Here is a 23,923-nt window from a genome sequence, read left to right on the forward strand (position 1 = left end):
CCCGCATTGCGCGGGTGTTGATTCAGGCAGCGGGTTCGAAGGTCATTGTCTGATCTTTCGAACCGGCGGTCGCAGCTCTGGTATGACCGGGTCGGCGCTCATCTATGCAGGTGGGCACCGAATCTGACGGTCAGCGCTTGTTCGCCGCTGACCGGACAGGATCAGTTGAAGCGATGGACGTTGGACAGCTGCTTGTTCACCTTCGGGTTCTTGCGGTAAATCAGCGCCATTTTGCCGATGACCTGCACCAGATCGGCCTTGCCGACTTTGCACAGCTCAGCGATGGCTGCCAGGCGGCTTTCGCGGTCGAGGATGTTGAGTTTGATCTTGATCAACTCGTGATCGCCCAGCGCGCGCTCCAATTCGGCCAACACACCTTCAGTCAGACCATTGTCCGCCACCATCAACACCGGTTTCAGATGGTGACCAATGGATTTGTATTGTTTCTTCTGCTCTTGAGTGAGCGGCATAATCTGACCTCTGCGTCTGATCTTGTAAAAAGCGGCGGCCAGTTTACCCGAGCGAGTCCGGGACCGCCCGGTTAATCGCGACTCGTCCTAATTTTTTGAGGTGCTCCGTGGCACGTTCCAAAACCAGCCATAACTGGCTTAAAGAACACTTCGACGACAAGTACGTCAAAATGGCGCAGCGGGACGGCTACCGTTCTCGCGCCAGTTACAAGCTCCTCGAGATTCAGGAGAAGGATAAAATCATCCGTCCCGGCATGACGGTGATCGACCTGGGTGCAGCGCCCGGAGGCTGGTCGCAGGTGACCAGTCGTCTGATTGGTGGTCAGGGCCGTTTGATCGCATCCGACATCCTGGAAATGGACAGCATCCCCGACGTGACCTTCATTCAGGGGGATTTCACGCAGGATGAAGTGCTTGCCCAGATCCTCGAGGCGGTCGGTAATACACAGGTGGACCTTGTGATTTCAGATATGGCCCCCAATATGAGTGGATTGAGCGCTGTGGACATGCCCCGCGCAATGTTTCTCTGCGAGCTGGCGCTGGATCTGGCCGGTCGTGTGCTCCGTCCTGGTGGCGATTTCCTGATTAAGGTCTTCCAGGGTGAGGGCTTCGACGTGTATCACAAGGACATCCGCAAGTTGTTCGACAAGGTGCAGATGCGTAAACCTTTGTCGTCGCGGGACCGCTCCCGAGAACAGTATTTGTTGGGTCGCGGGTTTCGCGGCATAGAAGGATCGGCAAGCGATGAGCGACTCTGATCAAGCGATAGCTTTTTTCAAATGGCTTTATCAAGGGAGCGTAACCAACATCGCGTAGTCAAAGTTTCACAAAGGGTTACAGACGCCGCCTGCCACGCCTGTAGGATCTGTAGTACGTTAGGCCGGTAAATATCATGCGAGGCACGCTCCAGCGTGGAGCTTGCTTCAGAGGGTAGCTAATTGAACGATATGGCAAAGAATTTGATCCTGTGGTTGATCATCGCGGCGGTTCTCGTGACCGTGATGAACAACTTCTCCAGTCCTAACGAGCCGCAGACCCTCAACTATTCCGAATTCATCCAGCAGGTGAAAGACGGCAAAGTCGAGAAAGTTGCCGTTGACGGTTACGTCATCACCGGCAAACGCAGCGACGGCGACTCCTTCAAGACCATCCGCCCTGCCATCCAGGACAACGGTTTGATCGGGGATCTGGTCGACAACAACGTTGTGATCGAAGGCAAGCAGCCAGAGCAGCAAAGCATCTGGACTCAGCTTCTCGTCGCCAGCTTCCCTATCCTCGTGATTATTGCTGTCTTCATGTTCTTCATGCGCCAGATGCAAGGTGGTGCAGGGGGCAAAGGCGGACCGATGAGCTTTGGTAAGAGCAAAGCGCGTCTGCTGTCCGAGGATCAGGTCAAAACCACACTGGCTGACGTGGCTGGTTGTGATGAAGCCAAAGAAGAAGTCGGCGAGTTGGTCGAGTTTCTGCGCGACCCTGGCAAGTTCCAGCGTCTGGGCGGTCGGATCCCTCGCGGCGTCTTGATGGTGGGCCCTCCGGGTACCGGTAAAACCCTGATAGCGAAGGCTATCGCGGGTGAAGCCAAGGTCCCGTTTTTCACGATTTCCGGTTCCGACTTCGTCGAGATGTTCGTCGGCGTGGGTGCAAGCCGTGTTCGTGACATGTTTGAACAAGCCAAGAAGCATGCGCCTTGCATCATCTTCATTGACGAGATCGATGCCGTAGGTCGCCATCGTGGTGGCGGCATGGGCGGCGGTCATGACGAGCGTGAGCAGACGCTCAACCAGCTGCTGGTTGAGATGGACGGCTTTGAAATGAACGACGGCATCATTGTGATCGCCGCCACTAACCGTCCGGACGTTCTCGACCCTGCGCTGCTGCGTCCGGGCCGTTTCGACCGCCAAGTGGTCGTGGGCTTGCCCGATATCCGCGGTCGTGAGCAGATTCTTAAAGTACACATGCGCAAAGTGCCAATGGGTGACGACGTTCAGCCAGGCGTGATCGCTCGCGGTACCCCGGGTTTCTCCGGTGCTGATCTGGCCAACCTGGTCAACGAGGCTTCGCTGTTCGCTGCCCGTACCGGTAAGCGTATCGTCGAGATGAAAGAATTCGAGTTGGCGAAAGACAAGATCATGATGGGCGCTGAGCGCAAATCGATGGTCATGTCCGACAAAGAGAAGCGCAATACGGCATATCACGAGGCGGGTCATGCCATCGTCGGCCGTGTCGTGCCAGAACATGATCCGGTCTACAAAGTGTCGATCATCCCCCGCGGTCGTGCGTTGGGTGTGACGATGTTCCTCCCCGAGGAAGATCGCTACAGCCTGTCCAAGCGTGCCCTGATCAGTCAGATATGCTCGCTGTATGGCGGGCGGATTGCGGAGGAAATGACGTTGGGCTTCGATGGCGTGACCACCGGTGCCTCCAACGACATCATGCGGGCCAGTCAGATTGCTCGAAACATGGTCACCAAATGGGGCCTGTCCGAGAAGCTCGGTCCGTTGATGTATTCGGATGAAGAAGAAGGCGGCTACCTGGGTCGCGGCGGTGGTGGTCAGAATGCCAGCCTCTCCGGTGACACTGCCCGTCTGATTGACTCCGAAGTGCGCAGCATCATTGATCAGTGCTACGGCACCGCAAGACAGATCCTCACGGACAACCGTGACAAGCTGGAAGCGATGGCTGATGCTTTGATGAAATACGAGACCATCGATGCCGAGCAGATCGATGACATCATGGCCGGCCGCACACCACGCGAGCCTCGTGATTGGGAAGGTGGCTCCGGAGATTCGGGCACCCCGATCGCACCTGTAGGTCCGCGTCCGGAATCGCCTATTGGCGGCCCTGCTGCTGAACACTAAGGTCTGACATGACTTCTGCGCTTCACCCGACCCGGTTGCCTTGCGGCAACCGGGTTCTTGATTTATCCCGCACGCACGTGATGGGAATCCTTAATATCACTCCTGATTCGTTCTCGGACGGCGGCCGTTTCGCGCAGCGAGACCTGGCGCTGCGTCATGCCGAGGCGATGATGCTGGCTGGCGCGACCCTGATCGATGTCGGGGGTGAGTCAACGCGGCCCGGTGCGCGATCTGTTTCCCCTGTTGAAGAGCTGGAGCGCGTGTCGCCTGTCGTCGAGGCGATCAGCGCCGAGCTGGATGTGATCATTTCTGTAGATACCTCGACGCCGGCCGTCATTCGCGAGACTGCACGCCTGGGTGCAGGGCTCATCAACGATGTTCGCTCGCTTCGCCGTGACGGGGCGCTGGACGCCGCTGTGGCGACGGGTTTACCCGTTTGCCTGATGCACATGCGCGGCGAGCCGACGGACATGCAGAATGACCCTCACTACACTGACCTGGTTGGGGAGGTCAGCGCCTTCTTGCGCGAGCGCATGGAGCAGTGCGTCGCGGCAGGTATCCCCGTCGAGAGGATTATCCTTGATCCAGGGTTCGGCTTCGCCAAGACCCTTGAGCATAATCTGAGCCTCTTCAAGCATATGGAAGCGCTCCATGCATTGGGTCGTCCTTTGTTGGTCGGTGTATCCCGCAAGAGCATGATCGGCAAGGTTCTCGACAAGCCTGTTGATCAGCGTTTGCATGGTGCACTGGCGCTTGCCGCCATGGCGATGGTTAAAGGCGCAAAAATTCTGCGTGTGCACGACGTCCCGGAGACGGTAGACGTGGTGCGTATGATTGCTGCTGTTGAATCAGCAAAATAAGAAATCTGGAGCACCCATGAGCACTAAAAAATATTTCGGTACCGACGGTATCCGCGGTCGCGTAGGCCAATTCCCGATCACCCCTGATTTCATGTTAAAGCTGGGATGGGCGGCAGGGATGGCCTTCCGGAAAATGGGCGCATGCCGGATCCTTGTGGGTAAGGACACCCGTATTTCGGGCTACATGTTCGAATCGGCACTCGAAGCCGGCTTGTCTGCTGCCGGTGCGGACGTGATGCTGCTCGGTCCGATGCCGACGCCTGCGATCGCGTATCTGACTCGTACATTCCATGCCGAAGCGGGGATCGTGATCAGCGCATCGCATAACCCGCATTACGACAACGGCATCAAATTCTTCTCCGGGCAGGGCACCAAGCTCCCTGACGAGATCGAGCTGATGATTGAGGAGCTGCTCGATTCGCCGATGACCGTCGAGGAGTCCGAGAAACTCGGCAAGGTGTCGCGTATCAACGACGCCGCGGGGCGTTACATCGAATTCTGTAAGAGCAGCGTTCCCACCAGTACTGATTTCGACGGGCTGAAGCTCGTTGTCGATTGCGCTCATGGGGCGACGTACAAGGTAGCGCCGAATGTGTTTCGAGAGCTTGGCGCCGAGGTCACTGTGCTATCGGCGGCGCCCAATGGGCTCAACATCAATGACAACTGCGGTTCCACCCACATGGGAGCGTTGCAGGCCGCTGTTGTCGAGCATGGCGCTGATCTGGGCATCGGTTTTGATGGTGACGGCGATCGTGTGCTGATGGTCGACCACACGGGTGCGATCGTCGATGGTGATGAGCTGCTTTACATCATTGCGCGGGACCTTCAAGAGCGTGGCCAGTTGCAGGGAGGTGTCGTTGGCACCCTGATGAGCAACCTCGGGCTGGAGTTGGCACTTGCTGATCTCAACATCCCGTTCGTGCGCGCCAACGTCGGCGACCGATATGTCATCGCTGAGCTCCTGGAGCGCGACTGGCAAGTGGGCGGCGAGAACTCGGGCCATGTCGTGTGCTTCCGGCATACCACGACGGGTGATGCGATCATCGCTGCACTGCAGGTACTGCTGTCGATGAAACGTACCGGCCAGAGCCTCGCACAATCGCTCGAAGGCCTGAAGAAATGCCCTCAGGTATTGATCAATGTGCGCTTTGAGGGGGGAGGCGTTGATCCGGTCAAACACCCCGCGGTTATTGAGGCCTGTGATCGCGTGACCGCCGCCATGGGCGGGCGTGGACGTGTGCTTCTGCGCAAGTCCGGTACCGAGCCGCTGGTGAGGGTAATGGTTGAGGGCGAGGACGAAATCCTGGTCCGCAGCTATGCCGATGAACTGGCAAAACTGGTTGCGGAAGTTTGCGCCTGATTTCGGCTTGCCAGTGTTGAAACTGTTGGGTAACATCTGCGCCCACTTTGACCGACGAGGTACAGCATGCGTCGCCCTATGGTAGCTGGTAACTGGAAGATGCACGGTACCCGCGCCAGCGTCGCTGAGCTGATCGAGGGTCTTGCAAATCTCGCCCTCCCGGGTGGCGTAGATGTGGCGGTCTTCCCGCCAAGCCTGCACGTGAGTTTTGTGGTTGATTGCCTGGAAGGGCAGTCGATATCTGTCGGTGCGCAGAATTGCGCCCATCAGGCAGGGCAGGGTGCGTTGACTGGTGAAGTGTCGTCGACTCAGTTGGCCGATGCAGGTTGCAAGTTTGTGCTTGTCGGTCACTCGGAACGTCGCCAGATAATGGGCGAGAGCATTGAGGTCCTTAATCGCAAGTTCGAGGCTGCCCAGGCAGTGGGTCTGACGCCGATACTTTGCATCGGCGAGACTCTTGAGGAGCGAGAGGCCGGCAAGACGCTTGAGGTTGTCGGGCAGCAGCTTGGCAGCATCATCGAAGAGCTCGGCATCGGTGCTTTCGTAAATGCAGTCATTGCTTATGAGCCAGTCTGGGCCATTGGTACCGGATTGACTGCATCGCCGGACCAGGCCCAGGAAGTGCACGCGGCGATTCGTGCGCAGCTGAAGAAAGAGAATTCTGAAGTCGCACAAGGTGTGCGTCTTCTATATGGCGGCAGCGTGAAGGCGGCCAATGCGGTCGAACTGTTCGGCATGCCGGATATCGATGGAGGCCTCATTGGTGGTGCCTCCCTGAATGCAGATGAGTTCGGTGCGATCATTCGCGCCGCGGGAAACTGAAAAAATGCTGGAAACAGTCGTAGTCGTTCTTCATCTGCTGGGTGCTCTGGGCGTTGTTGCTCTGGTTTTGCTGCAGCAGGGTAAAGGTGCCGACGCAGGCGCGTCATTTGGAGCAGGTGCATCAAATACTGTGTTCGGTGGGCAAGGTTCCTCTACCTTTCTCAGTAAACTTACTGCTATACTTGCCGCCTGTTTCTTCATGACTAGCTTAGGGTTAGGTTACTTTGCTAAAGAGAAAGCTCACCAGCTGACTCAAGTAGGTTTGCCAAATCCGGCGGTACTGGAAGTGAAGCAAAAGCCGGCAGCAGATGATGTTCCGGTTCTGGAAGGGCAACAGAAACCAGCTGCAGTACCTGCTGATGTTCCTGCAACTCCAGAGCAAAAGTAACACCGGATTCGCAGCTGTTTTTGGGGCTGCAAAAGAGTTGTAATGCCGAGGTGGTGGAATTGGTAGACACGCAACCTTGAGGTGGTTGTGCCCATAGGGTGTAGGGGTTCGAGTCCCCTTCTCGGTACCAATTAACAAGAAAGCCCGCAGTAGCGGGCTTTCTTGTAGGTGGATGTGTCGGATTGACCCAAATTTGGATCGGTCGTATACTTCCGCCCCAGCTTTGTCGCGGGGTGGAGCAGTCTGGTAGCTCGTCGGGCTCATAACCCGAAGGTCGTTGGTTCAAATCCAGCCCCCGCAACCAGTTTTAGCGGAGCCCCTTTTCAGGGGCTTTTTGTTAGCTGGACACTTTATGACGCCGCTTTTCGCAGGCGTTTTCATGATTGGGCTTTTGCCCATTTTTTATTTGCAGCATGCACGAGGGGGTTCAGGTGTCGAGCAAGCTAGAAGAGTTGCAGGCCTTGTTGGCCCCGGTGGTCGTGGCCCTAGGCTATGAATGCTGGGGTATCGAGTATTCGTCTCAAGGGCGGCACTCGATGTTGCGCGTCTATATCGATAAAGAAGGCGGCGTGTTGGTGGACGATTGCGCGATCGTCAGCCGTCAGATCAGCGGTATTCTGGATGTGGAAGATCCGATCAGCTCCGAATACACGCTCGAAGTTTCCTCTCCAGGCATGGAACGCCCACTGTTTACCATTGAGCAGTTTGCGGAATTTGCCGGGGCACAAGTGAAGATAAAGCTGCGTTCTCCGTTTGAAGGTAGACGCAACTTTCAGGGCCTTCTCCGCGGGGTGGAGGAGCAGGACGTCGTGGTCCAGGTTGAAGATCACGAGTTTCTGTTGCCGATCGATCTGATCGACAAAGCCAACATTATTCCCACGTTTGACTAAGACGTGCCAGATACAGCGGATCCCGCGGATCCAATGGCTTGCGAAAGGCGAGGCGTACGATGAGCAAAGAAGTACTGCTGGTTGTTGAGTCGGTATCCAATGAAAAAGGCGTACCGGCCGATGTAATTTTTGAAGCGCTCGAAATAGCACTGGCCACGGCCACCAAAAAGCGTTTTGAAGACGAAGTAGACCTGCGTGTCGAGATCAATCGTCAAACAGGTGCCTACGAGACTTTCCGTCGTTGGACCGTCGTCGAAGAAGACGATCTCGACGACCCGGCGATCGAGACATGGCCGAGCAAGGTTGCCCTGACGCACCCGGGTGCCAACGTTGGCGACGTAGTAGAAGAAAAGATTGATTCCATCGAGTTCGGCCGCATCGCTGCGCAGACTGCCAAGCAAGTCATTGTGCAGAAAGTTCGCGAAGCCGAGCGAGCTCAAGTCGTGGGCGCCTACCGTGAGCGTCTGGGCGAAATCATTTCCGGCACTGTTAAAAAAGTTACGCGTGACAATGTCATCGTCGACCTTGGCAACAATGCCGAAGCTCTGCTGGCGCGTGAAGACATCATTTCGCGGGAGACTTTCCGCGTGGGTGTCCGCGTTCGTGCACTGCTCAAAGAGATCCGCACCGAAAACCGTGGCCCTCAGCTGATCCTGTCGCGTACCGCGCCGGAAATGCTGATCGAGCTGTTCCGGATTGAAGTTCCGGAAATCGCCGAAGGACTCATCGAGGTGATGGCTGCCTCTCGTGATCCTGGTTCGCGTGCAAAGATCGCAGTTCGCTCCAAGGACAAACGCATTGACCCGCAAGGGGCGTGCATCGGCATGCGTGGTTCGCGCGTGCAGGCTGTTTCCGGCGAGTTGGGCGGCGAGCGTGTGGATATCGTGCTTTGGGACGATAACCCGGCGCAGTTCGTCATCAATGCCATGTCGCCTGCCGAAGTGGCAGCGATCATCGTTGATGAAGATGCCCACGCCATGGACATCGCTGTAGGCGCAGACAACCTCGCCCAGGCGATTGGCCGCGGTGGCCAGAACGTGCGGTTGGCCAGTCAGTTGACTGGCTGGACCCTTAACGTGATGACCGAATCGGACATCCAGGCCAAGCAGCAAGCGGAAACCGGTGACATCCTGCGCAACTTTATCGACGAGCTGGAAGTCGATGAGGATCTCGCTCAGGTTCTGGTAGACGAAGGCTTCACCAGCCTGGAAGAGATTGCCTACGTACCGTTGGAAGAAATGCTCAACATCGACGGCTTTGACGAAGACACCGTCAACGAGCTTCGCGCTCGTGCCAAGGATCGTTTGTTGACTAAAGCCATCGCTACTGAGGAAAAGCTGGCAGACGCCCATCCGGCCGAAGACCTGCTCTCGCTTGAGGGTATGGACAAGGATTTGGCGATGGAACTGGCGGTGCGCGGCGTAATTACCCGCGAAGACCTGGCCGAGCAGTCTATTGACGATCTGCTCGACATCGACGGCATTGACGATGATCGTGCCGGCAAGTTGATCATGGCCGCCCGAGCCCATTGGTTCGAGTAAGTAGATGCGGCCTGAGGAGAGAAGTGCATGACGCAAGTCACGGTGAAAGAACTGGCCAAGACGGTCGACACACCGGTAGAGCGCCTGTTACAGCAGATGCGTGAGGCAGGTTTGCCGCACAACGCCGCCGAACAAGTTGTGACCGATATCGAAAAACAAGCCCTGTTGACCCACCTGAAAAGCGGTCACAAGGCCAAGGTGGAAGAGCCGCGCAAGATTACCTTGCAGCGCAAGACCACCAGTACCCTTCGCGTTGCTGGCAGCAAAAGCATCAGCGTTGAAGTACGCAAGAAGAAAGTTTTTGTTCAGCGCAGCCCGGAAGAAATCGAAGCCGAACGCAAGCGCGAGCTGGACGAACGTCGTGCGGTAGAAAATGCCGCTCGTCAAAAGGCTGAAGAAGAATCCCGTCAGCGTGCCGAAGAAGAAGCGCGCCGTCAGCCTTCGTCGGGTGCACCGGTTGCCGAGGCTGTTGCAGCGCCGGCACCGGCACCGCAAGCTGTCGAACCAGCCCGGGAAACTCCGGCTGCGGCACCTGCGCCTGTTGCCGATCGCAAGAAAGACGAACAGCGTCGCCCTGACAAACCACGCAACGACGACAACAATCGTCGCAGCGGCGGCGGTGGTGACGGCGATCGCAAGAACGCTCCGCACCGTGCATCGGTCAAGGAAAAGGCGCCAACGCCACGCGTTGCGCCTCGTACTACCGACGAAGAAAGCGATGGCTTCCGTCGCGGCGGTCGCGGCAAGGCCAAGCTGAAGAAGCGCAACGCGCACGGTTTCCAGAGCCCTACCGGCCCTGTCGTTCGTGAAGTGAAAATTGGCGAGACCATCAGCGTGGGCGATCTCGCTCAACAGATGTCGGTCAAAGCTGCCGAGATCATCAAGTTCATGTTCAAGCTGGGTACTCCAGCCACCATCAACCAGGTTCTGGATCAGGAAACTGCCCAACTGGTCGCTGAAGAACTGGGCCACAAAGTGACCCTGGTCAGCGATACCGCGCTGGAAGATTCCCTGGCCGAGTCCCTGAAGTTCGAAGGTGAGACGTTCTCCCGTGCGCCGGTTGTAACGGTCATGGGTCACGTTGACCACGGTAAGACCTCGCTGCTCGATTACATCCGTCGCGCCAAGGTTGCTGCTGGCGAAGCCGGTGGTATCACCCAGCACATCGGTGCGTACCACGTGGAAACCGAGCGTGGCATGGTGACGTTCCTCGATACCCCGGGTCACGCTGCGTTTACCGCAATGCGTGCTCGTGGTGCCAAGGCAACCGACATCGTGATTCTGGTTGTCGCTGCCGACGACGGCGTCATGCCGCAGACCATCGAAGCCGTGCAACACGCCAAGGCTGCTGGTGTTCCGCTGGTTGTTGCCGTGAACAAGATCGACAAGCCGGGCGCTGACCTGGACCGTATCCGCAGTGAACTGTCCGTTCACGGCGTAACGTCCGAAGAGTGGGGCGGTGAGACTCCTTTCGTCTCTGTCTCCGCGAAGATGGGTACTGGCGTTGACGAGCTGCTTGAGGCCGTTCTGCTGCAGGCCGAAGTTCTGGAATTGATGGCGACGCCGTCAGCTCCGGGTCGTGGTGTTGTAGTTGAATCGCGTCTGGACAAGGGCCGTGGCCCGGTTGCGACTGTTCTGGTTCAGGACGGTACATTGCGTCAAGGCGACATGGTTCTGGTTGGCTCCAACTACGGTCGCGTTCGGGCAATGCTCGACGAGAACGGCAAGCCAATCAAAGAAGCCGGTCCGTCGATCCCTGTCGAGATTCTCGGCCTGGACGGTACGCCAGACGCTGGCGACGAGATGAGCGTTGTTGCCGACGAGAAGAAAGCCCGTGAAGTGGCTCTGTTCCGTCAAGGCAAGTTCCGCGAAGTCAAGCTGGCCCGCGCTCACGCCGGCAAGCTGGAAAACATCTTCGAGAACATGGGTCAGGAAGAGAAGAAGACACTCAACATCGTCCTCAAATCCGATGTCCGTGGTTCTCTGGAAGCGTTGCAGGGTGCATTGAATGGCCTGGGTAACGACGAAGTGCAAGTGCGCGTCGTGGGCGGCGGTGTCGGTGGTATCACCGAAAGCGACGCCAACCTGGCACTGGCCTCCAACGCTGTACTGTTCGGTTTCAACGTGCGTGCTGATGCTGGCGCGCGCAAGATCGTCGAGCAGGAAGGTCTGGATATGCGTTACTACAACGTCATCTACGACATCATCGAAGACGTCAAGAAGGCCCTCACCGGCATGCTTGGCAGCGACGTTCGGGAGAACATCCTGGGTATCGCTGAAGTCCGCGACGTGTTCCGCTCGCCGAAATTCGGCGCGATCGCAGGTTGCATGGTCATCGAAGGCGTTGTCTTCCGTAACCGTCCAATCCGTGTACTGCGTGAAGACATCGTCATCTTCGAAGGCGAGCTGGAATCCCTGCGTCGCTTCAAGGATGACGCTTCCGAAGTACGTGCCGGCATGGAATGCGGTATTGGCGTCAAGAGCTACAACGACGTCAAGGTCGGTGACAAGATCGAAGTCTTCGAGAAGGTCCAAGTGGCTCGCAGCCTCTAAATCGCGAGCTTCAGGAGTCATGGCTTGCGCCGCATGAAAATGCCAGGTGTCGGTCATGGACTCTAAACGCAACGCCCGGTCCGGCTCTCGCCAGGCCGGGCGTTTGCCGCTTTCAGACCACATGGCTTTTGCCATGGGTCAGCAGTGACAGGTAACAAGACATGGCAAAAGAATACAGCCGTACCCAACGTATCGGCGATCAGATGCAGCGTGAGCTGGCACAGTTGATCCGTCGTGAAATCAAAGACCCCCGCGTGGGGCTGGTGACCATCACCGCCGTCGATGTCAGCCGTGACGTCGGCCACGCGAAAATCTTCATGACCGTGATGGGCCAGGACAGCGCCGAAGAAATCGCGCAGTCAATCAAAGTGCTCAACGCTGCTGCAGGCTTCCTGCGGATGCAGCTGGCGCGTGAGATGAAGCTGCGCAGCGTCCCGCAACTGCATTTCCATTACGACGAAAGCGTTGCCCGTGGCGCGCATTTGTCGGCATTGATCGAGCGTGCAGTGGCTGAAGATGGTCAGCACCAAACGGCACCCAAGCAAGACGGTTCGGAGGAATAAGGCGTGGCTCAGGTCAAGCGTATTCGCCGTAACGTCAGCGGGATCATCCTGCTCGACAAGCCGCTGGGGTTCACATCCAACGCCGCGCTGCAAAAAGTGCGCTGGTTGCTCAACGCAGAAAAAGCCGGCCATACGGGCAGTCTCGATCCGCTGGCAACCGGTGTTCTGCCGCTCTGCTTCGGCGAGGCGACCAAGTTTTCCCAGTACCTGCTCGACTCCGACAAGGGCTATGAAACCCTGATGCAGCTCGGCAAGACCACCACCACGGCCGACGCCGAGGGTGAGGTCCTGCAGACGCGGCCAGTGACCGTTGGTCGCTCGGATATCGAAGCGGTGCTGCCGGCATTTCGCGGGAATATCAGTCAGATACCGCCGATGTACTCCGCCCTCAAGCGAGACGGTCAGCCGTTATACAAGCTGGCCCGGGCAGGGGAAGTGGTGGAGCGCGAACCGCGTTCTGTTACTATTGCGCGCCTGGAATTATTGGCGTGTGAAGGTGAGACGGCTCGTTTGGCTGTCGACTGCACCAAAGGCACCTATATTCGGACCCTCGTGGAAGATATCGGTGAAAAGCTGGGCTGCGGTGCTTACGTCGCTCAGTTGCGTCGCACCCAGGCCGGTCCTTTCACGCTGGCCCAGACGGTAACGCTTGAAGAGCTCGAAGCGGTACATGCCGAAGGCGGGAACGAAGCGGTTGATCGCTTCCTGATGCCATCGGACAGCGGGTTGCTGGATTGGCCGCTGCTGCAGTTCTCAGAGCACAGTTCGTTTTACTGGCTGCATGGTCAGCCAGTGAGAGCCCCCGACGCGCCGAAGTTCGGCATGGTGCGGGTGCAGGATCATGAAGGACGCTTCATCGGGATCGGTGAAGTAAGTGAAGACGGGCGCATTGCGCCACGTCGACTGATTCGGTCAGAGTGACCGGACCCGTCGCGGCAGGGTTTCCTGGCACGGCGGTACGAGGGTGGCTGTTAACAGGCATGGTCACTCCTCACATTTAAATACGAGAGTCAGCTCTCGGCCTGTTGAAACCGTCTCCCTGGAGCGGTTTCTTGATAAAAGGAATGCCCACATGGCACTCAGCGTTGAAGATAAAGCTCAGATCGTAACCGACTACCAGCAAGCTGTTGGTGATACTGGTTCGCCAGAAGTGCAAGTTGCACTGCTGACCGCCAACATCAACAAACTGCAAGGCCACTTCAAGGCCAACGGTAAGGATCACCACTCCCGTCGTGGTCTGATCCGTATGGTAAACCAGCGTCGCAAGCTGCTGGATTACCTGAAAGGTAAGGACGTTAGCCGTTACAGCGCCCTGATCGGTCGTCTGGGTCTGCGTCGCTAATAACGACTCGGATAGAGGTTGGTTGGTCGTCACGTTCCGCTGGTTTTCCCAGTGGGCTGGCGGGCTCCCAGCCTCTAGTTGTATCTGGACTGCCGAAGGGTCCGATTCCCCTCGCTGCCCAAGAATTCGCAAGAAACCAGTTCCCCAAGAGCCACAAAGAAGGTAGGAAACCGTGAACCCGGTAATCAAGAAATTTCAATTCGGTCAATCGACCGTAACCCTCGAGACTGGCCGTATTGCCCGTCAAGCTTCTGGTGCTGTATTGGTCACCGTTGACGACGACGTCACCGTTCTCGTGACTGTGGTCGGCGCCAAGCATGCAGACGCAAGCAAAGGCTTTTTCCCTCTTTCCGTTCACTACCAGGAAAAGACCTACGCCGCTGGCAAGATCCCTGGTGGTTTCTTCAAGCGTGAAGGCCGTCCTTCCGAAAAAGAAACACTGACCTCGCGTTTGATCGACCGTCCGATCCGCCCACTGTTTCCCGAAGGCTTCATGAACGAAGTGCAGGTTGTCTGCACCGTCGTCTCCACCAGCAAGAAAACCGATCCGGACGTCGCTGCGATGATCGGTACTTCGGCAGCCCTGGCTATCTCCGGCATTCCGTTCGACGGCCCGATCGGTGCCGCTCGTGTTGCTTTCCACGAAAGCACCGGCTACCTGCTGAACCCGACTTACGAGCAACTGAAAGCATCGAGCCTGGACATGGTCGTTGCCGGTACCGAAGAAGCGGTACTGATGGTTGAATCGGAAGCCAAAGAGCTGACCGAAGACCAGATGCTGGGCGCCGTGCTGTTCGCCCACGACGAATTCCAGTCGGTCATCAAGGCCGTCAAAGAGCTGGCCGCCGAAGCTGCCAAGCCAACGTGGAACTGGGCGCCGAAAGCTGAAGCCACTGAACTGCTGGGCGCTATCCGCTCCGAGTTCGGCGCAGCGATCTCCGAGGCCTATACCATCACCGTCAAGGCCGATCGCTACGCTCGCCTGGGTGAGCTGAAGGATCAGGTTGTTGCCAGGCTGGCTGTTGAAGACGGCAGCCCGTCCGCCAGCGAAGTCAAAGCCGCCTTCGGCGAAATCGAATACCGCACCGTTCGCGAAAACATCGTCAACGGCAAGCCACGTATCGACGGCCGCGACACCAAGACTGTTCGTCCGCTGAACATCGAAGTCGGCGTTCTGCCGAAGACGCACGGTTCGGCGTTGTTCACCCGTGGCGAAACTCAGGCGCTGGTCGTGGCCACTCTGGGTACCGCGCGTGACGCTCAGCTGCTCGACACCCTCGAAGGCGAGAAGAAAGACCCGTTCATGCTGCACTACAACTTCCCTCCGTTCTCGGTGGGCGAGTGTGGTCGCATGGGTGGCGCAGGTCGTCGTGAAATCGGTCACGGCCGTCTGGCTCGCCGTTCGGTTCAGGCCATGCTGCCTGCTGCCGACGTGTTCCCGTACACCATTCGTGTCGTGTCGGAAATCACCGAGTCCAACGGTTCCAGCTCCATGGCTTCGGTTTGTGGTGCTTCGCTGGCCCTGATGGACGCTGGTGTTCCGATGAAGGCGCCGGTTGCCGGTATCGCCATGGGTCTGGTTAAAGAAGGCGAGAAGTTCGCCATCCTGACCGACATCCTGGGTGACGAAGACCACCTGGGCGACATGGACTTCAAAGTGGCCGGTACCGCCAAAGGTGTGACCGCGCTGCAGATGGACATCAAGATCAAGGGCATCACCGAAGAGATCATGGAGATCGCTTTGGGTCAGGCGCTGGAAGCGCGTCTGAACATCCTGGGTCAGATGAACACCATCATTGGTCAGTCGCGCACCGAGCTGTCGGAAAACGCACCGACCATGATCGCGATGAAGATCGACACCGACAAGATCCGCGACGTGATCGGCAAAGGCGGCGCGACCATCCGTGCCATCTGCGAAGAGACCAAGGCGTCGATCGACATCGAAGACGACGGCTCGATCAAAATCTTTGGCGAAACCAAGGAAGCGGCTGAAGCTGCACGTCAGCGCGTTCTGGGTATCACCGCTGAAGCCGAGATCGGCAAGATCTACATCGGCAAGGTTGAGCGCATCGTCGACTTCGGCGCGTTCGTCAACATCCTGCCGGGCAAAGACGGTCTGGTGCACATCTCCATGTTGAGCGACGCTCGCGTAGAGAAAGTCACCGACATATTGAAAGAAGGTCAGGAAGTCGAAGTCCTGGTGCTGGACGTGGATAACCGCGGTCGCATCAAGTTGTCGATCAAAGACGTCGCAGCTGCCAAGGCATCGGGCGTCTAACCCGCCTCTTGTCGCTGATGAAAAAGAGCCCTTCGGGGCTCTTTTTTTTGAATGCAATTAATGGCTTAGGGGTGCAGGCCGTCGCTTGGCAGCTGGTCAGAACATGCATCTTGCAAGCGGAACTTTCCCAAAGCGGGCAATCTGCACGACACTCGTGGATCCACGAAAATATAAGTCTTTGATTTATAAGGAATCTTGTTCGATTCCGGGATTGGCACAGCGCTTGCGACATATAGGTAACCCTGCAGCCAATCAGATTGGCGCAGATTCTGAGAAAAACAGGAGTTACCCGTATGAAGAAGTTCGCTATTGCTGCTGCTACCGCCACTGCTCTGACTCTGACTATGGCCAACGTAGCCATGGCTCAGACCTCTGCTCAAGCTCCAATGACTGTAGCTGCAAATGAAGTCGCCAAAACCAAAGAAGCTACTTCTGACACTTGGATCACCACCAAGGTCAAATCCGACCTGCTGACCGAGAAGGGCATTCCAGGCTCCGACATCAAGGTTGAGACCAACAAAGGTGTGGTTTCCCTGTCGTCGACTGTCGCCGTCACCGAAGCACAGAAAACCACCGCTGTAGCGATCACCAAGAAAATCAAAGGCGTGAAAGCTGTTTCGGCTGATGGCCTGAAAGCTGAGTAATTTCACTCGGCAGAACCTGTTGAATGCCCGGCTGGCAGTGTGAAAGTCGTCAGCCGACGGATTCAAGGTTCATGCTAGGGTCACGATAATGTGGCCAACAAAAGCCCCGGCGCTCGCGTCGGGGTTTTTTTGTGTGCGGATTTCGGCACATCTTCCTCCGTGTCACCCCAGTGACGGGTGCATTCGACACATTTTCGCCACATGCGCTGCGCTACTCTACTGGGCGCTTTAGCATCCAAATGAAAAGGTATGACCCACTCACTCAGGAAGCAGCAGAGCAGCTGTGCACAGTAATTGCATATCACGCAGCCCGTTGTTGAACGGGTGAAGAATCTACCCACAGGCTTAACGCTTTGATGACCTTTCATCAGCTACAGTCTGGAGTGAGTCTATGCTCACCTGTTGTGACGCTGCTTTACGCCGGGCCAGGCCTGAAACTCTTTTGCTGTGAGAAGTAGATGCCCACGATTCCCTTACTGATTTGCGACGACTCCAACATGGCGCGCAAGCAACTGATGAAAGCCCTGCCGCCCGAGTGGGACGTGTCAGTGACCACGGCAATCAACGGCCGTGAAGGAATCGAGGCGATTCGTCAGGGGCTGGGGCGCGTGGTGTTGCTGGATCTGACGATGCCGGAAATGGACGGCTACCAGACGCTGGCCGCCATTCGCGCAGAAAGCCTGCAGACCAGCGTCATAGTCGTGTCTGGCGACGTTCAGGAAGAGGCGGTGCGCCGTACCCTCGAACTGGGCGCGCTGGCCTTCCTGAAAAAACCGGCCGATCCGGATGAATTGCAGCAAACCCTTCTACGATTAGGCCTGTTGGGGCAGGGTGCGAGTCCATCTCTCGCCTCGGCATCGAGCGTCGACCAGGCCGCCATCAGTTTTAATGACGCCTTCCGCGAGACGGTTAACGTCGCAATGGGCCGCGCGGGCGCTTTGCTGGCGCGGGTGCTGGGCGTATTTGTGCAGCTGCCGGTGCCCAACGTCAACATGCTGGAAGTGGGCGAGTTGCACATGGCGCTGGCCGACGCCCAGGCCAACGACCGGCTCACGGCGGTGTGTCAGGGCTATATCGGTGGTGGCATCGCCGGCGAAGCGCTGTTGTTGTTTCATGATTCGGAAATCGCCGACATGGCGCAGCTGATGAAGGTCGATGACGCCGACTACTCTGACATGGAAATGTTGCTGGACTTGTCTTCGATCCTGATCGGCGCTTGTCTGAGCAGCATTGCGGAGCAGCTCGATGTCGCATTTTCCCAGAGTCACCCCCAAGTGCTGGGTTTGCACAGTGGCATTGAAGAGCTGATCCGTCTCAACGAGCGGCGCTGGAAGAAGACCCTGGCCGTAGAGATCAGTTACAGCCTGGAAGGCCATAACATCCATTTCGACCTGTTGATGTTGTTCACCGAAGACTCGGTCGAGCTGCTATCGGGGAAACTCGCCCACTTGATGAGCTGATTCATGAACGATCGTATCGATTTCAAGGAATTGCACTGGCTGCTCACCGTGACGCAGAACATCGACGTCGGCGTGGTGGTGCTGGATCAGGAATACCGTGTGCAGGTCTGGAACACCTTCATGGAGAACCGTTCCGGGATACTGTCGTATGAAGCGGCAACCCGTTCGTTCTTTTCGTTGTTCCCGGAGATCAAAGAACGCTGGCTGAAAAACAAGATCGACAGCGTGATTACCCTTGGCACCCCGGCGTTTACGATCTGGGAGCAGCGCCCTTATCTGGTTCATTTCAAGAGCTATCAGCCCATCACCGGGCAAGAAGACTTCATGTACCAGAACACCACAATGTATCCGCTGCGGTCGACGACCGGGGCGGTGACCCATGTGTGTCTGGTGATTTACGACGTCACCGATGTGGCGACGAACCGTCTGCAACTGCAGGCGGCCAACCGCGAGCTGCAGAAGCTATCGAGCACCGATCGCCTGACCAGCCTGTACAACCGCGGCCACTGGGAAGAAGCATTGCGTCTGGAGCATGCACGGCATGTGCGTTACGGCACCACGGCGGCGTTGGTGATGTTCGACATCGACCACTTCAAACGCGTCAACGACACCCATGGGCATCAATGCGGCGACCGGGTGATCCAGCGGGTGGCGGACGTTGTGCGTGAGCACATCCGCGACGCTGACATCGCGGGTCGTTACGGTGGCGAAGAGTTCGCGGTGCTGCTGCCCGACACGGACAAGCAAGGCGGCGCCATGTTCGCCGAGCGTCTGCGCGCCGCCGTCGAGGCGCTGGACGTCATGCAGGAAGGCGAAGCCATTCATTGCACGATCAGCCTGGGCGTCGCTGACATGACCTCGCCGATGGACGACTACAAGATGCTCATCGAACGCGCGGATCAGGCGCTGTACGAGTCCAAGAAAAACGGGCGCAATCGCGTGTCGGTGGATGCCTCGGATTGAAGGCCAGATAACCTCTGCATCTAAGGCTGCCTTCACCCCTGGGACAACTCCGCGAAATCGCTGAGCACATCATCCCTCAGCGCGATAAACCGCGCGTCGCTGCGATTGCGCGGGCGTGGCAGGTCCACGTCGACGATACGCCGGATGCGCCCCGGATGCGGTTGCATCACCACCACCCGATCACCGAGATAAACCGCCTCATCCACATCGTGGGTGACATGGACCATGGTGATCTTTTCCTGCTGCCAGATGTGCTGCAACTCACGCTGCAAGCGCGTTCGGGTCAGCGCATCCAGCGCGCCGAACGGTTCGTCGAGGAGCAGCACGCTGGGCCGGTTGACCAGGCCGCGGGCAATCGCCACCCGTTGCGCCATGCCGCCGGAAATCTGGTGCGGGTATGACTCCGTGAAGTCCTGCAGACCCACCAATTGAATGTGTTCGCGGACGGTCTCGCGTTTTTGCGCGGCGCTCAGCGGTGCGTTTTTCAGGCCGACCGCGACGTTCTGTTCAACCGTAAGCCACGGGAAAAGCCGGTGATCCTGAAACACGATGCCCCGCTCAAGGCCCGTGCCCCTGATTGGCTTGTCATCCAGCAATATGCGGCCGTCGAATTCCTCGTCCAGGCCGAGGATCAGCCTGAGCAGCGTTGATTTGCCACAACCACTGGCGCCAACGATGGTGATGAACTCCCCCGGCGCGATGTCCAGCTGGACGTTATCCAGCACCTGCAGCTGGGTGTCGGCACCTGCATTGGTGAAATGCTTGCTGATGTTTTCCAGGCGCAGGCCATTGCCCTGCGATCGAAAGATGGCCTTGGCGACGGGCTGCGCGGTAAGCGGTTGAGTGGCGGACATGGGCTTTCCTTTAAATATTCGATTGAGCGAAGCGAGAGATTCGATTGAGGCTGAACATGTTGGCCTCAGCGCGGGGCGATGCCGTACAGCCGTTGCAGGCGTCGTTCTAGAACGCGTGCCAGGACGTTAAGCCCCCAACCGACCAGCCCGATGACGATCATGCCGAACAGCACGAGGTCCATCATGAAGTGCTCGCTGCCATCAATTAACGTGTTGCCGATGCCGCTGCCCGACACCAGCAAGTATTCCGCACCGATGGTCGCCAGCCACGAATACACCAGCGCCAGGTAGATGCCGGTGAAGATCGAAGGCAGCGCTGCCGGCAGCATGACGCCGATGATTGTCTGCCAGCGGTTGAAGCCGTACACCTTCGCGACCTCCAGCAGAGCGGGGGAAACGCTGCGCAAGCCGTCGCACGTGTTGACCACCACCGGCACCAGTGCGGCGAGTGACAGAAACACCACTTTGGCGACGTCGCCCAGCCCGAACCACACTGAGATCAGCGGGATCCAGGCGAACAACGAGATCTGTTTGAAGGTATTGAAACTCGGCCCCACCAATCGCTCGAACAACCGTGAAAACCCCAGCAGGCAACCGAGCACCAAGCCCAGTGTGGTGCCAATGAAGAAGCCGCTCAGGTCACGGGTCAGACTGGCGGAAATCGCGCGCCAGAACTGCGCGGACGTCACCTGCTCCCAGGCGGTGACGGCGACCTTTTGCGGAGAGACCAACAAGCCGGAGCTGCTCCAGCCCTGACTGGAGGCAAGCCACCAGACCGCAACCGCCACGATGGGAACCACCCAACCTCGATAGCGGTGGGTCTGGGCGGCGTGTGGAATTGTCAGTGTGCTCATGCCAGTCTCCCGGTCTTGCTCGGGCGGCCTCGGTTGAGGCGCCGCTCGACGAACTCGAACCCGCGGTCGATCAGTAGCCCGATGGTGCCGACCACCACTACGGCGGCCATGACCAGATCCAGCTGAAACAATTGCCGACCGTAGGCGATCAGGTAGCCCAACCCTTCGCTGGACGCCAGCAGCTCAACCACCACCAGCGACAGCCAGGCTTTGGTGAAGCCCAGGCGCAGGCCGGTGAAGATCGGCGCGACGGCGGAGGGCAGGACGATATCGGTGACAATCTGGCGTTGGCTGAACCCGTAAGCGCGGCCCACTTCCAGCAGCCGCTTGGGCACTTCATGGAAGGCTTGCAGCGTACACAGCGTCACTGGAACCAGCGCGGCGTGGGCAATCAGTACGTATTTCAGCGGTTCGCCGATGCCGAGCAGCAGGAGCGCGAACGGCATCCAGCCCAGTACCGGAATCTGCACCAGCGCGTTGAAGGTCGGCAGCAGATAATCCTCGACGGTTTTCGACAAACCCATCGCCAGCCCCAGGGTGATCCCCAGCGCCGAGCCAATCAGAAAGCCCACCAGCACGCGCTGCAGACTGGCAGACGCGTTCAGCCACAGGTCGCCACTGCTGACCAGATCGCCCAGCGTCTGGTAAACGAACGCGGGCGGCGGCAGCACTTGCTCCGACAGCCACCCGCGTTCAGTGCCGAGGTACCACAGACCCAGCAGCGCGATGGGCAGCAACCAGGCCAGCGCGATATTTGCGGCGCGAGTTCGCCAGGCCGTGTCGTTTTTCACAACCGGGACGCGGCGAGGGACGCGGGCCGGTGAACGTGGCAGACGCTTGACCGGCGCCAGGGTTTTCGCCGGGAGGTGCTGCCGATCGAGCGTTTCAGCGGTGGCTCGGGCCATGACATCAGCCTCCGTTGTTGACGGATTTGTCCGAGGACGCCGTCGCCGTGTTCGCGGCTTTACCGTCCGCGCCGTAGGCCGTCCAGTAGTGCTCCAGGCCTTTGGCCTTGAGGGCGTTGTCCAGATAGCGAGTGTCGAACCAGCCGTCCACGCTGACGGGGCGGCGGATCATTTTCTCGTCCCTGGCCTGATCGGCGACGGCCTGATAACGGTCGCGCAGGAATTCATCCACCAGCGGCGAAGCGCTGTCGCGCAAATCCAGTCGATTGAAGTCAGCTTGCAGCGAGGCCAGCGGTTCATTGGTCTTCGCCCACTCGTTGAGCACCGCGTCGCGATTGCCGGCTTCAGATTCCCATCGCGCGGCATCGACCAATACGTTGACGACTTTCTGCACGTTATCGGCGTGCTGTTTTTCGTAATCGCCACGGACCACCAGCGCGCATTGGCGGGTGTAGCGCACGTTGTTGTCAGGGTTGTCGAAGATGATGTCGACCAGCCCTTGATCGCGCAGCTTGAACAGTTCGCGACCGCCGAATGCGGCGTCGACCCCTTTTGACGCCAGCGCGGCCTGGCTGCTGCCGCTGTCCAGATTGATCACTTTCAGTTCGCGCTCGGTCATGCCGTGATCGGCGAGCAACTTGATCGAAACCAGATGGCCATTGGTGCCGCGGAACACCGCGACCTTCTTGCCCTTGAGGTCTTCGACGGTCTTGATGTCGGAGCCTTTCGGCACGGCAAGGTACACATTCGAGCGCACGCCGATGGCCGCAAGCAATTTGGTGTCCAGGCCATTGGAGCGGCCGACTACCGCGGGCAAGTCGCCTTCGTAGGCGAAGTCCAGTTGCTGATTGGACAGCGCCTCGTTGACGGCCGGCCCGGCGCCCTTGAAGAAGAACCACTGCACTTCGGTGTCGGTGCCGGCAAAGGCTTTTTCGAGGAGCTGCTGGTTGCGCACGATGCCCAATGGCGAGCCGCTGAACGTGACCGGATCACCGCCACCGGCGCTGGCCACGCCAATGCGCAGAACATCGGCTTCGGCTTCGGCCAAGGGCATCATCAGCAGCGCCGCCAGTGCGGTAGCTACGCTTGTTTTGCTGAATAGAGATGTTCGCTTGGCGTTTGCCATGACGGTTCTTCCTTGGAGAGTGGGGGCGCGCGATCAGGCAGCCAGGTGTTTCTTGTCGGCTTCTGTTTTGGGCGAGAGGGTTTCGGGTGTGGGTTTGATGGCTTGGCTGGCGCGTCCGTCGACGCCGACCGGAATGTCACCCGCCACAGTGGTACGACGCACCACGCGCTCGGCCTGGCCGTAGTCGTTGACGGCGATGTGTTGAGTTGAGCGGTTGTCCCAGATCACCACGTCGCCTTCGCTCCAGCGCCAGCGCACTGTGTTGTCCAGATGTGTGATGCGATCGTGGAACAGGCAAATCAGCTGTTTCGAGTCGTTGCTGCTGACGCCCTGAATCTGTTTGACGAAGTGGCCGAGCAAGAGGCTGCGCTCGCCGGTTTCAGGGTGTACGCGCACCAGTGGGTGTTCGGTCTCGTAAACTTCGGCGGTGAACTGCTCGCGGTAGCGTTTCACGCCCGCTTCGCCGGTGTCGCGGGGCGCCGCATAGTCATAGACGTTGGTGTGCAGCGCCCGGAGGCCGTCGGCGAGGGTTTTCAGGCTGTCGGGAAGGTCCGCGTAGGCAGCCGCCGTGTTGGCCCATACCGTGTCGCCACCATAGGGCGGGATGACCACGCCGCGCAGTATCGAGATTTTCGGGTAGTTGGCGACGAAGGTTACGTCGGTGTGCCACGAGTTAGCCCGGGTCTCCCTGGCGTCCAGATGCAGGATGGCGCTGCTTTTCTCGGCAGAGCGAACGGTCGGGTGAGGCACCTGGTCACCGAAGCGGCGGGAGAAGCCTTCATGTTGTTCGTCGCTGAGAAACTGCTCACGGAAGAACAGCACCTTGTGCTTGAGCAGCGCCTGATTGATGAAATCGAAATCTTGAGCGGAGACGTCGGCGGAAAGTTTGACGCCGGTCACCTCGGCACCGATTTTCCCCGCAACGGGTTTGATCTGAATCGCCATGTCCTGAACCTCACTCTGGGGTGGTGTGGCTCAGATCATAAGGATATAAATCAGCGCTCCGCTAATCACCATTTGGCATAAATATAGAAGGAGAGTTTATGCGTGGGGTTAATGTCATGGGTGTTATGTCATAAGCGACGCTACGCGTCGCCGGCTAGCGCATCCCTGTCGCACGGACCTTTGGACGACCATGATGCCGCCTCTTTTGCGGTCTGCAGGAGCCGGCTTGCTGGCGAATGCGTTCTTG

The 23,923-nt window shown here is 58.2% G+C and carries 22 protein-coding genes and 2 tRNA genes; 18 read left to right on the plus strand and 6 right to left on the minus strand.

Annotated elements, in window-relative coordinates; all coding sequences use genetic code 11:
* Window positions 1-161 precede the first annotated feature (161 nt).
* Complete coding sequence (locus EC919_RS24125) at window positions 162-470, minus strand: YhbY family RNA-binding protein (RefSeq protein WP_074888472.1); 309 nt, start codon at window positions 468-470, stop codon at window positions 162-164.
* Between the two features lie 107 nt (window positions 471-577).
* Here EC919_RS24125 and rlmE point away from each other — a divergent pair, with 107 nt between their 5' ends.
* The 18 genes from rlmE (at window position 578) to EC919_RS24215 (ending at window position 18,992) form a co-directional block, all read left to right on the plus strand.
* Complete coding sequence (gene rlmE, locus EC919_RS24130) at window positions 578-1,228, plus strand: 23S rRNA (uridine(2552)-2'-O)-methyltransferase RlmE (RefSeq protein WP_065987607.1); 651 nt, start codon at window positions 578-580, stop codon at window positions 1,226-1,228.
* Between the two features lie 189 nt (window positions 1,229-1,417).
* Window positions 1,418-3,328, plus strand: coding sequence for an ATP-dependent zinc metalloprotease FtsH (gene ftsH, locus EC919_RS24135; protein WP_133776820.1), 1,911 nt, complete (start codon window positions 1,418-1,420; stop codon window positions 3,326-3,328).
* An 8-nt stretch (window positions 3,329-3,336) separates the two neighbouring features.
* Window positions 3,337-4,188: a dihydropteroate synthase gene (gene folP, locus EC919_RS24140; RefSeq protein ID WP_133776821.1), complete on the plus strand. Its 852-nt coding sequence runs from the start codon at window positions 3,337-3,339 to the stop codon at window positions 4,186-4,188.
* Window positions 4,189-4,204: 16 nt separating this feature from the next.
* Window positions 4,205-5,548, plus strand: coding sequence for a phosphoglucosamine mutase (glmM, locus tag EC919_RS24145; RefSeq protein ID WP_133776822.1), 1,344 nt, complete (start codon window positions 4,205-4,207; stop codon window positions 5,546-5,548).
* Window positions 5,549-5,614: 66 nt separating this feature from the next.
* A complete protein-coding gene (gene tpiA, locus EC919_RS24150; RefSeq protein WP_133776823.1) occupies window positions 5,615-6,370 on the plus strand; it encodes a triose-phosphate isomerase in 756 nt (251 codons plus the stop codon).
* Window positions 6,371-6,374: 4 nt separating this feature from the next.
* Window positions 6,375-6,758, plus strand: a complete 384-nt coding sequence (gene secG / locus EC919_RS24155; protein ID WP_074888489.1) for a preprotein translocase subunit SecG — start codon at window positions 6,375-6,377, stop codon at window positions 6,756-6,758.
* A gap of 44 nt (window positions 6,759-6,802) precedes the next feature.
* A tRNA-Leu gene (locus EC919_RS24160) sits at window positions 6,803-6,888 on the plus strand.
* 97 nt (window positions 6,889-6,985) lie between these two features.
* Window positions 6,986-7,062: transfer RNA gene (locus tag EC919_RS24165), tRNA-Met, on the plus strand.
* A 127-nt stretch (window positions 7,063-7,189) separates the two neighbouring features.
* The gene (gene rimP / locus EC919_RS24170) at window positions 7,190-7,648 is read left to right on the plus strand and encodes a ribosome maturation factor RimP (protein ID WP_163022007.1); all 459 of its coding nucleotides are present in this window, start codon (window positions 7,190-7,192) and stop codon (window positions 7,646-7,648) included.
* 59 nt (window positions 7,649-7,707) lie between these two features.
* Complete coding sequence (gene nusA, locus EC919_RS24175) at window positions 7,708-9,189, plus strand: transcription termination factor NusA (protein ID WP_133776824.1); 1,482 nt, start codon at window positions 7,708-7,710, stop codon at window positions 9,187-9,189.
* Window positions 9,190-9,216: 27 nt separating this feature from the next.
* Entirely contained in the window at window positions 9,217-11,742 is a 2,526-nt protein-coding gene (infB, locus tag EC919_RS24180) for a translation initiation factor IF-2 (RefSeq protein ID WP_133776825.1), read from the plus strand.
* Between the two features lie 161 nt (window positions 11,743-11,903).
* Window positions 11,904-12,305, plus strand: a complete 402-nt coding sequence (rbfA, locus tag EC919_RS24185; RefSeq protein ID WP_037015118.1) for a 30S ribosome-binding factor RbfA — start codon at window positions 11,904-11,906, stop codon at window positions 12,303-12,305.
* Between the two features lie 3 nt (window positions 12,306-12,308).
* Window positions 12,309-13,226 carry a tRNA pseudouridine(55) synthase TruB gene (gene truB / locus EC919_RS24190; RefSeq protein WP_133776826.1) on the plus strand — a complete coding sequence of 306 codons (918 nt, stop codon included), beginning with the start codon at window positions 12,309-12,311 and terminating at the stop codon, window positions 13,224-13,226.
* A gap of 151 nt (window positions 13,227-13,377) precedes the next feature.
* Window positions 13,378-13,647 carry a 30S ribosomal protein S15 gene (rpsO, locus tag EC919_RS24195; protein WP_037015114.1) on the plus strand — a complete coding sequence of 90 codons (270 nt, stop codon included), beginning with the start codon at window positions 13,378-13,380 and terminating at the stop codon, window positions 13,645-13,647.
* A gap of 172 nt (window positions 13,648-13,819) precedes the next feature.
* On the plus strand, window positions 13,820-15,925 hold the full coding sequence (gene pnp / locus EC919_RS24200; protein WP_133776827.1) for a polyribonucleotide nucleotidyltransferase: 2,106 nt from the start codon (window positions 13,820-13,822) through the stop codon (window positions 15,923-15,925).
* A gap of 293 nt (window positions 15,926-16,218) precedes the next feature.
* A complete protein-coding gene (locus tag EC919_RS24205) occupies window positions 16,219-16,569 on the plus strand; it encodes a BON domain-containing protein (protein ID WP_074888508.1) in 351 nt (116 codons plus the stop codon).
* A 458-nt stretch (window positions 16,570-17,027) separates the two neighbouring features.
* Complete coding sequence (locus EC919_RS24210) at window positions 17,028-18,029, plus strand: response regulator (RefSeq protein ID WP_133776828.1); 1,002 nt, start codon at window positions 17,028-17,030, stop codon at window positions 18,027-18,029.
* Window positions 18,030-18,032: 3 nt separating this feature from the next.
* Window positions 18,033-18,992 (plus strand): sensor domain-containing diguanylate cyclase, encoded by a 960-nt coding sequence (locus tag EC919_RS24215; protein ID WP_133776829.1) that lies wholly within the window; start codon window positions 18,033-18,035, stop codon window positions 18,990-18,992.
* Window positions 18,993-19,024: 32 nt separating this feature from the next.
* On the opposite strand, the gene EC919_RS24220 is transcribed toward EC919_RS24215, so the two are convergent.
* From EC919_RS24220 to EC919_RS24240, 5 genes are all read right to left on the minus strand, one after another.
* A complete protein-coding gene (locus EC919_RS24220) occupies window positions 19,025-19,846 on the minus strand; it encodes an ABC transporter ATP-binding protein (protein WP_133776830.1) in 822 nt (273 codons plus the stop codon).
* Window positions 19,847-19,911: 65 nt separating this feature from the next.
* A complete protein-coding gene (locus EC919_RS24225; RefSeq protein ID WP_133776831.1) occupies window positions 19,912-20,700 on the minus strand; it encodes an ABC transporter permease in 789 nt (262 codons plus the stop codon).
* Window positions 20,697-21,605: an ABC transporter permease gene (locus EC919_RS24230; protein WP_133776832.1), complete on the minus strand. Its 909-nt coding sequence runs from the start codon at window positions 21,603-21,605 to the stop codon at window positions 20,697-20,699. Before EC919_RS24230 ends, EC919_RS24225 begins: the two co-directional genes overlap by 4 nt.
* Before the next feature lie 4 nt (window positions 21,606-21,609).
* Complete coding sequence (locus EC919_RS24235; RefSeq protein ID WP_133776833.1) at window positions 21,610-22,731, minus strand: ABC transporter substrate-binding protein; 1,122 nt, start codon at window positions 22,729-22,731, stop codon at window positions 21,610-21,612.
* Window positions 22,732-22,764: 33 nt separating this feature from the next.
* A complete protein-coding gene (locus tag EC919_RS24240; protein WP_133776834.1) occupies window positions 22,765-23,676 on the minus strand; it encodes a TauD/TfdA dioxygenase family protein in 912 nt (303 codons plus the stop codon).
* Window positions 23,677-23,923 lie beyond the last annotated feature (247 nt).

This window comes from Pseudomonas graminis, assembly GCF_004364335.1.
In the GTDB taxonomy this organism is placed as follows: Bacteria; Pseudomonadota; Gammaproteobacteria; order Pseudomonadales; family Pseudomonadaceae; genus Aquipseudomonas; species Aquipseudomonas graminis_D.

What these genes read in the sequence shown, in the direction of transcription:
- EC919_RS24125 (WP_074888472.1), bottom strand. Translation starts at nt 470, where the DNA reads ATGCCGCTCACTCAAGAGCAGAAGAAACAATACAAATCCATTGGTCAC.
- ftsH (WP_133776820.1), top strand. Translation starts at nt 1,418, where the DNA reads ATGGCAAAGAATTTGATCCTGTGGTTGATCATCGCGGCGGTTCTCGTG.
- folP (WP_133776821.1), top strand. Translation starts at nt 3,337, where the DNA reads ATGACTTCTGCGCTTCACCCGACCCGGTTGCCTTGCGGCAACCGGGTT.
- glmM (WP_133776822.1), top strand. Translation starts at nt 4,205, where the DNA reads ATGAGCACTAAAAAATATTTCGGTACCGACGGTATCCGCGGTCGCGTA.
- tpiA (WP_133776823.1), top strand. Translation starts at nt 5,615, where the DNA reads ATGCGTCGCCCTATGGTAGCTGGTAACTGGAAGATGCACGGTACCCGC.
- secG (WP_074888489.1), top strand. Translation starts at nt 6,375, where the DNA reads ATGCTGGAAACAGTCGTAGTCGTTCTTCATCTGCTGGGTGCTCTGGGC.
- nusA (WP_133776824.1), top strand. Translation starts at nt 7,708, where the DNA reads ATGAGCAAAGAAGTACTGCTGGTTGTTGAGTCGGTATCCAATGAAAAA.
- infB (WP_133776825.1), top strand. Translation starts at nt 9,217, where the DNA reads ATGACGCAAGTCACGGTGAAAGAACTGGCCAAGACGGTCGACACACCG.
- rbfA (WP_037015118.1), top strand. Translation starts at nt 11,904, where the DNA reads ATGGCAAAAGAATACAGCCGTACCCAACGTATCGGCGATCAGATGCAG.
- rpsO (WP_037015114.1), top strand. Translation starts at nt 13,378, where the DNA reads ATGGCACTCAGCGTTGAAGATAAAGCTCAGATCGTAACCGACTACCAG.
- EC919_RS24205 (WP_074888508.1), top strand. Translation starts at nt 16,219, where the DNA reads ATGAAGAAGTTCGCTATTGCTGCTGCTACCGCCACTGCTCTGACTCTG.
- EC919_RS24210 (WP_133776828.1), top strand. Translation starts at nt 17,028, where the DNA reads ATGCCCACGATTCCCTTACTGATTTGCGACGACTCCAACATGGCGCGC.
- EC919_RS24215 (WP_133776829.1), top strand. Translation starts at nt 18,033, where the DNA reads ATGAACGATCGTATCGATTTCAAGGAATTGCACTGGCTGCTCACCGTG.
- EC919_RS24220 (WP_133776830.1), bottom strand. Translation starts at nt 19,846, where the DNA reads ATGTCCGCCACTCAACCGCTTACCGCGCAGCCCGTCGCCAAGGCCATC.
- EC919_RS24225 (WP_133776831.1), bottom strand. Translation starts at nt 20,700, where the DNA reads ATGAGCACACTGACAATTCCACACGCCGCCCAGACCCACCGCTATCGA.
- EC919_RS24230 (WP_133776832.1), bottom strand. Translation starts at nt 21,605, where the DNA reads ATGGCCCGAGCCACCGCTGAAACGCTCGATCGGCAGCACCTCCCGGCG.
- EC919_RS24235 (WP_133776833.1), bottom strand. Translation starts at nt 22,731, where the DNA reads ATGGCAAACGCCAAGCGAACATCTCTATTCAGCAAAACAAGCGTAGCT.
- EC919_RS24240 (WP_133776834.1), bottom strand. Translation starts at nt 23,676, where the DNA reads ATGGCGATTCAGATCAAACCCGTTGCGGGGAAAATCGGTGCCGAGGTG.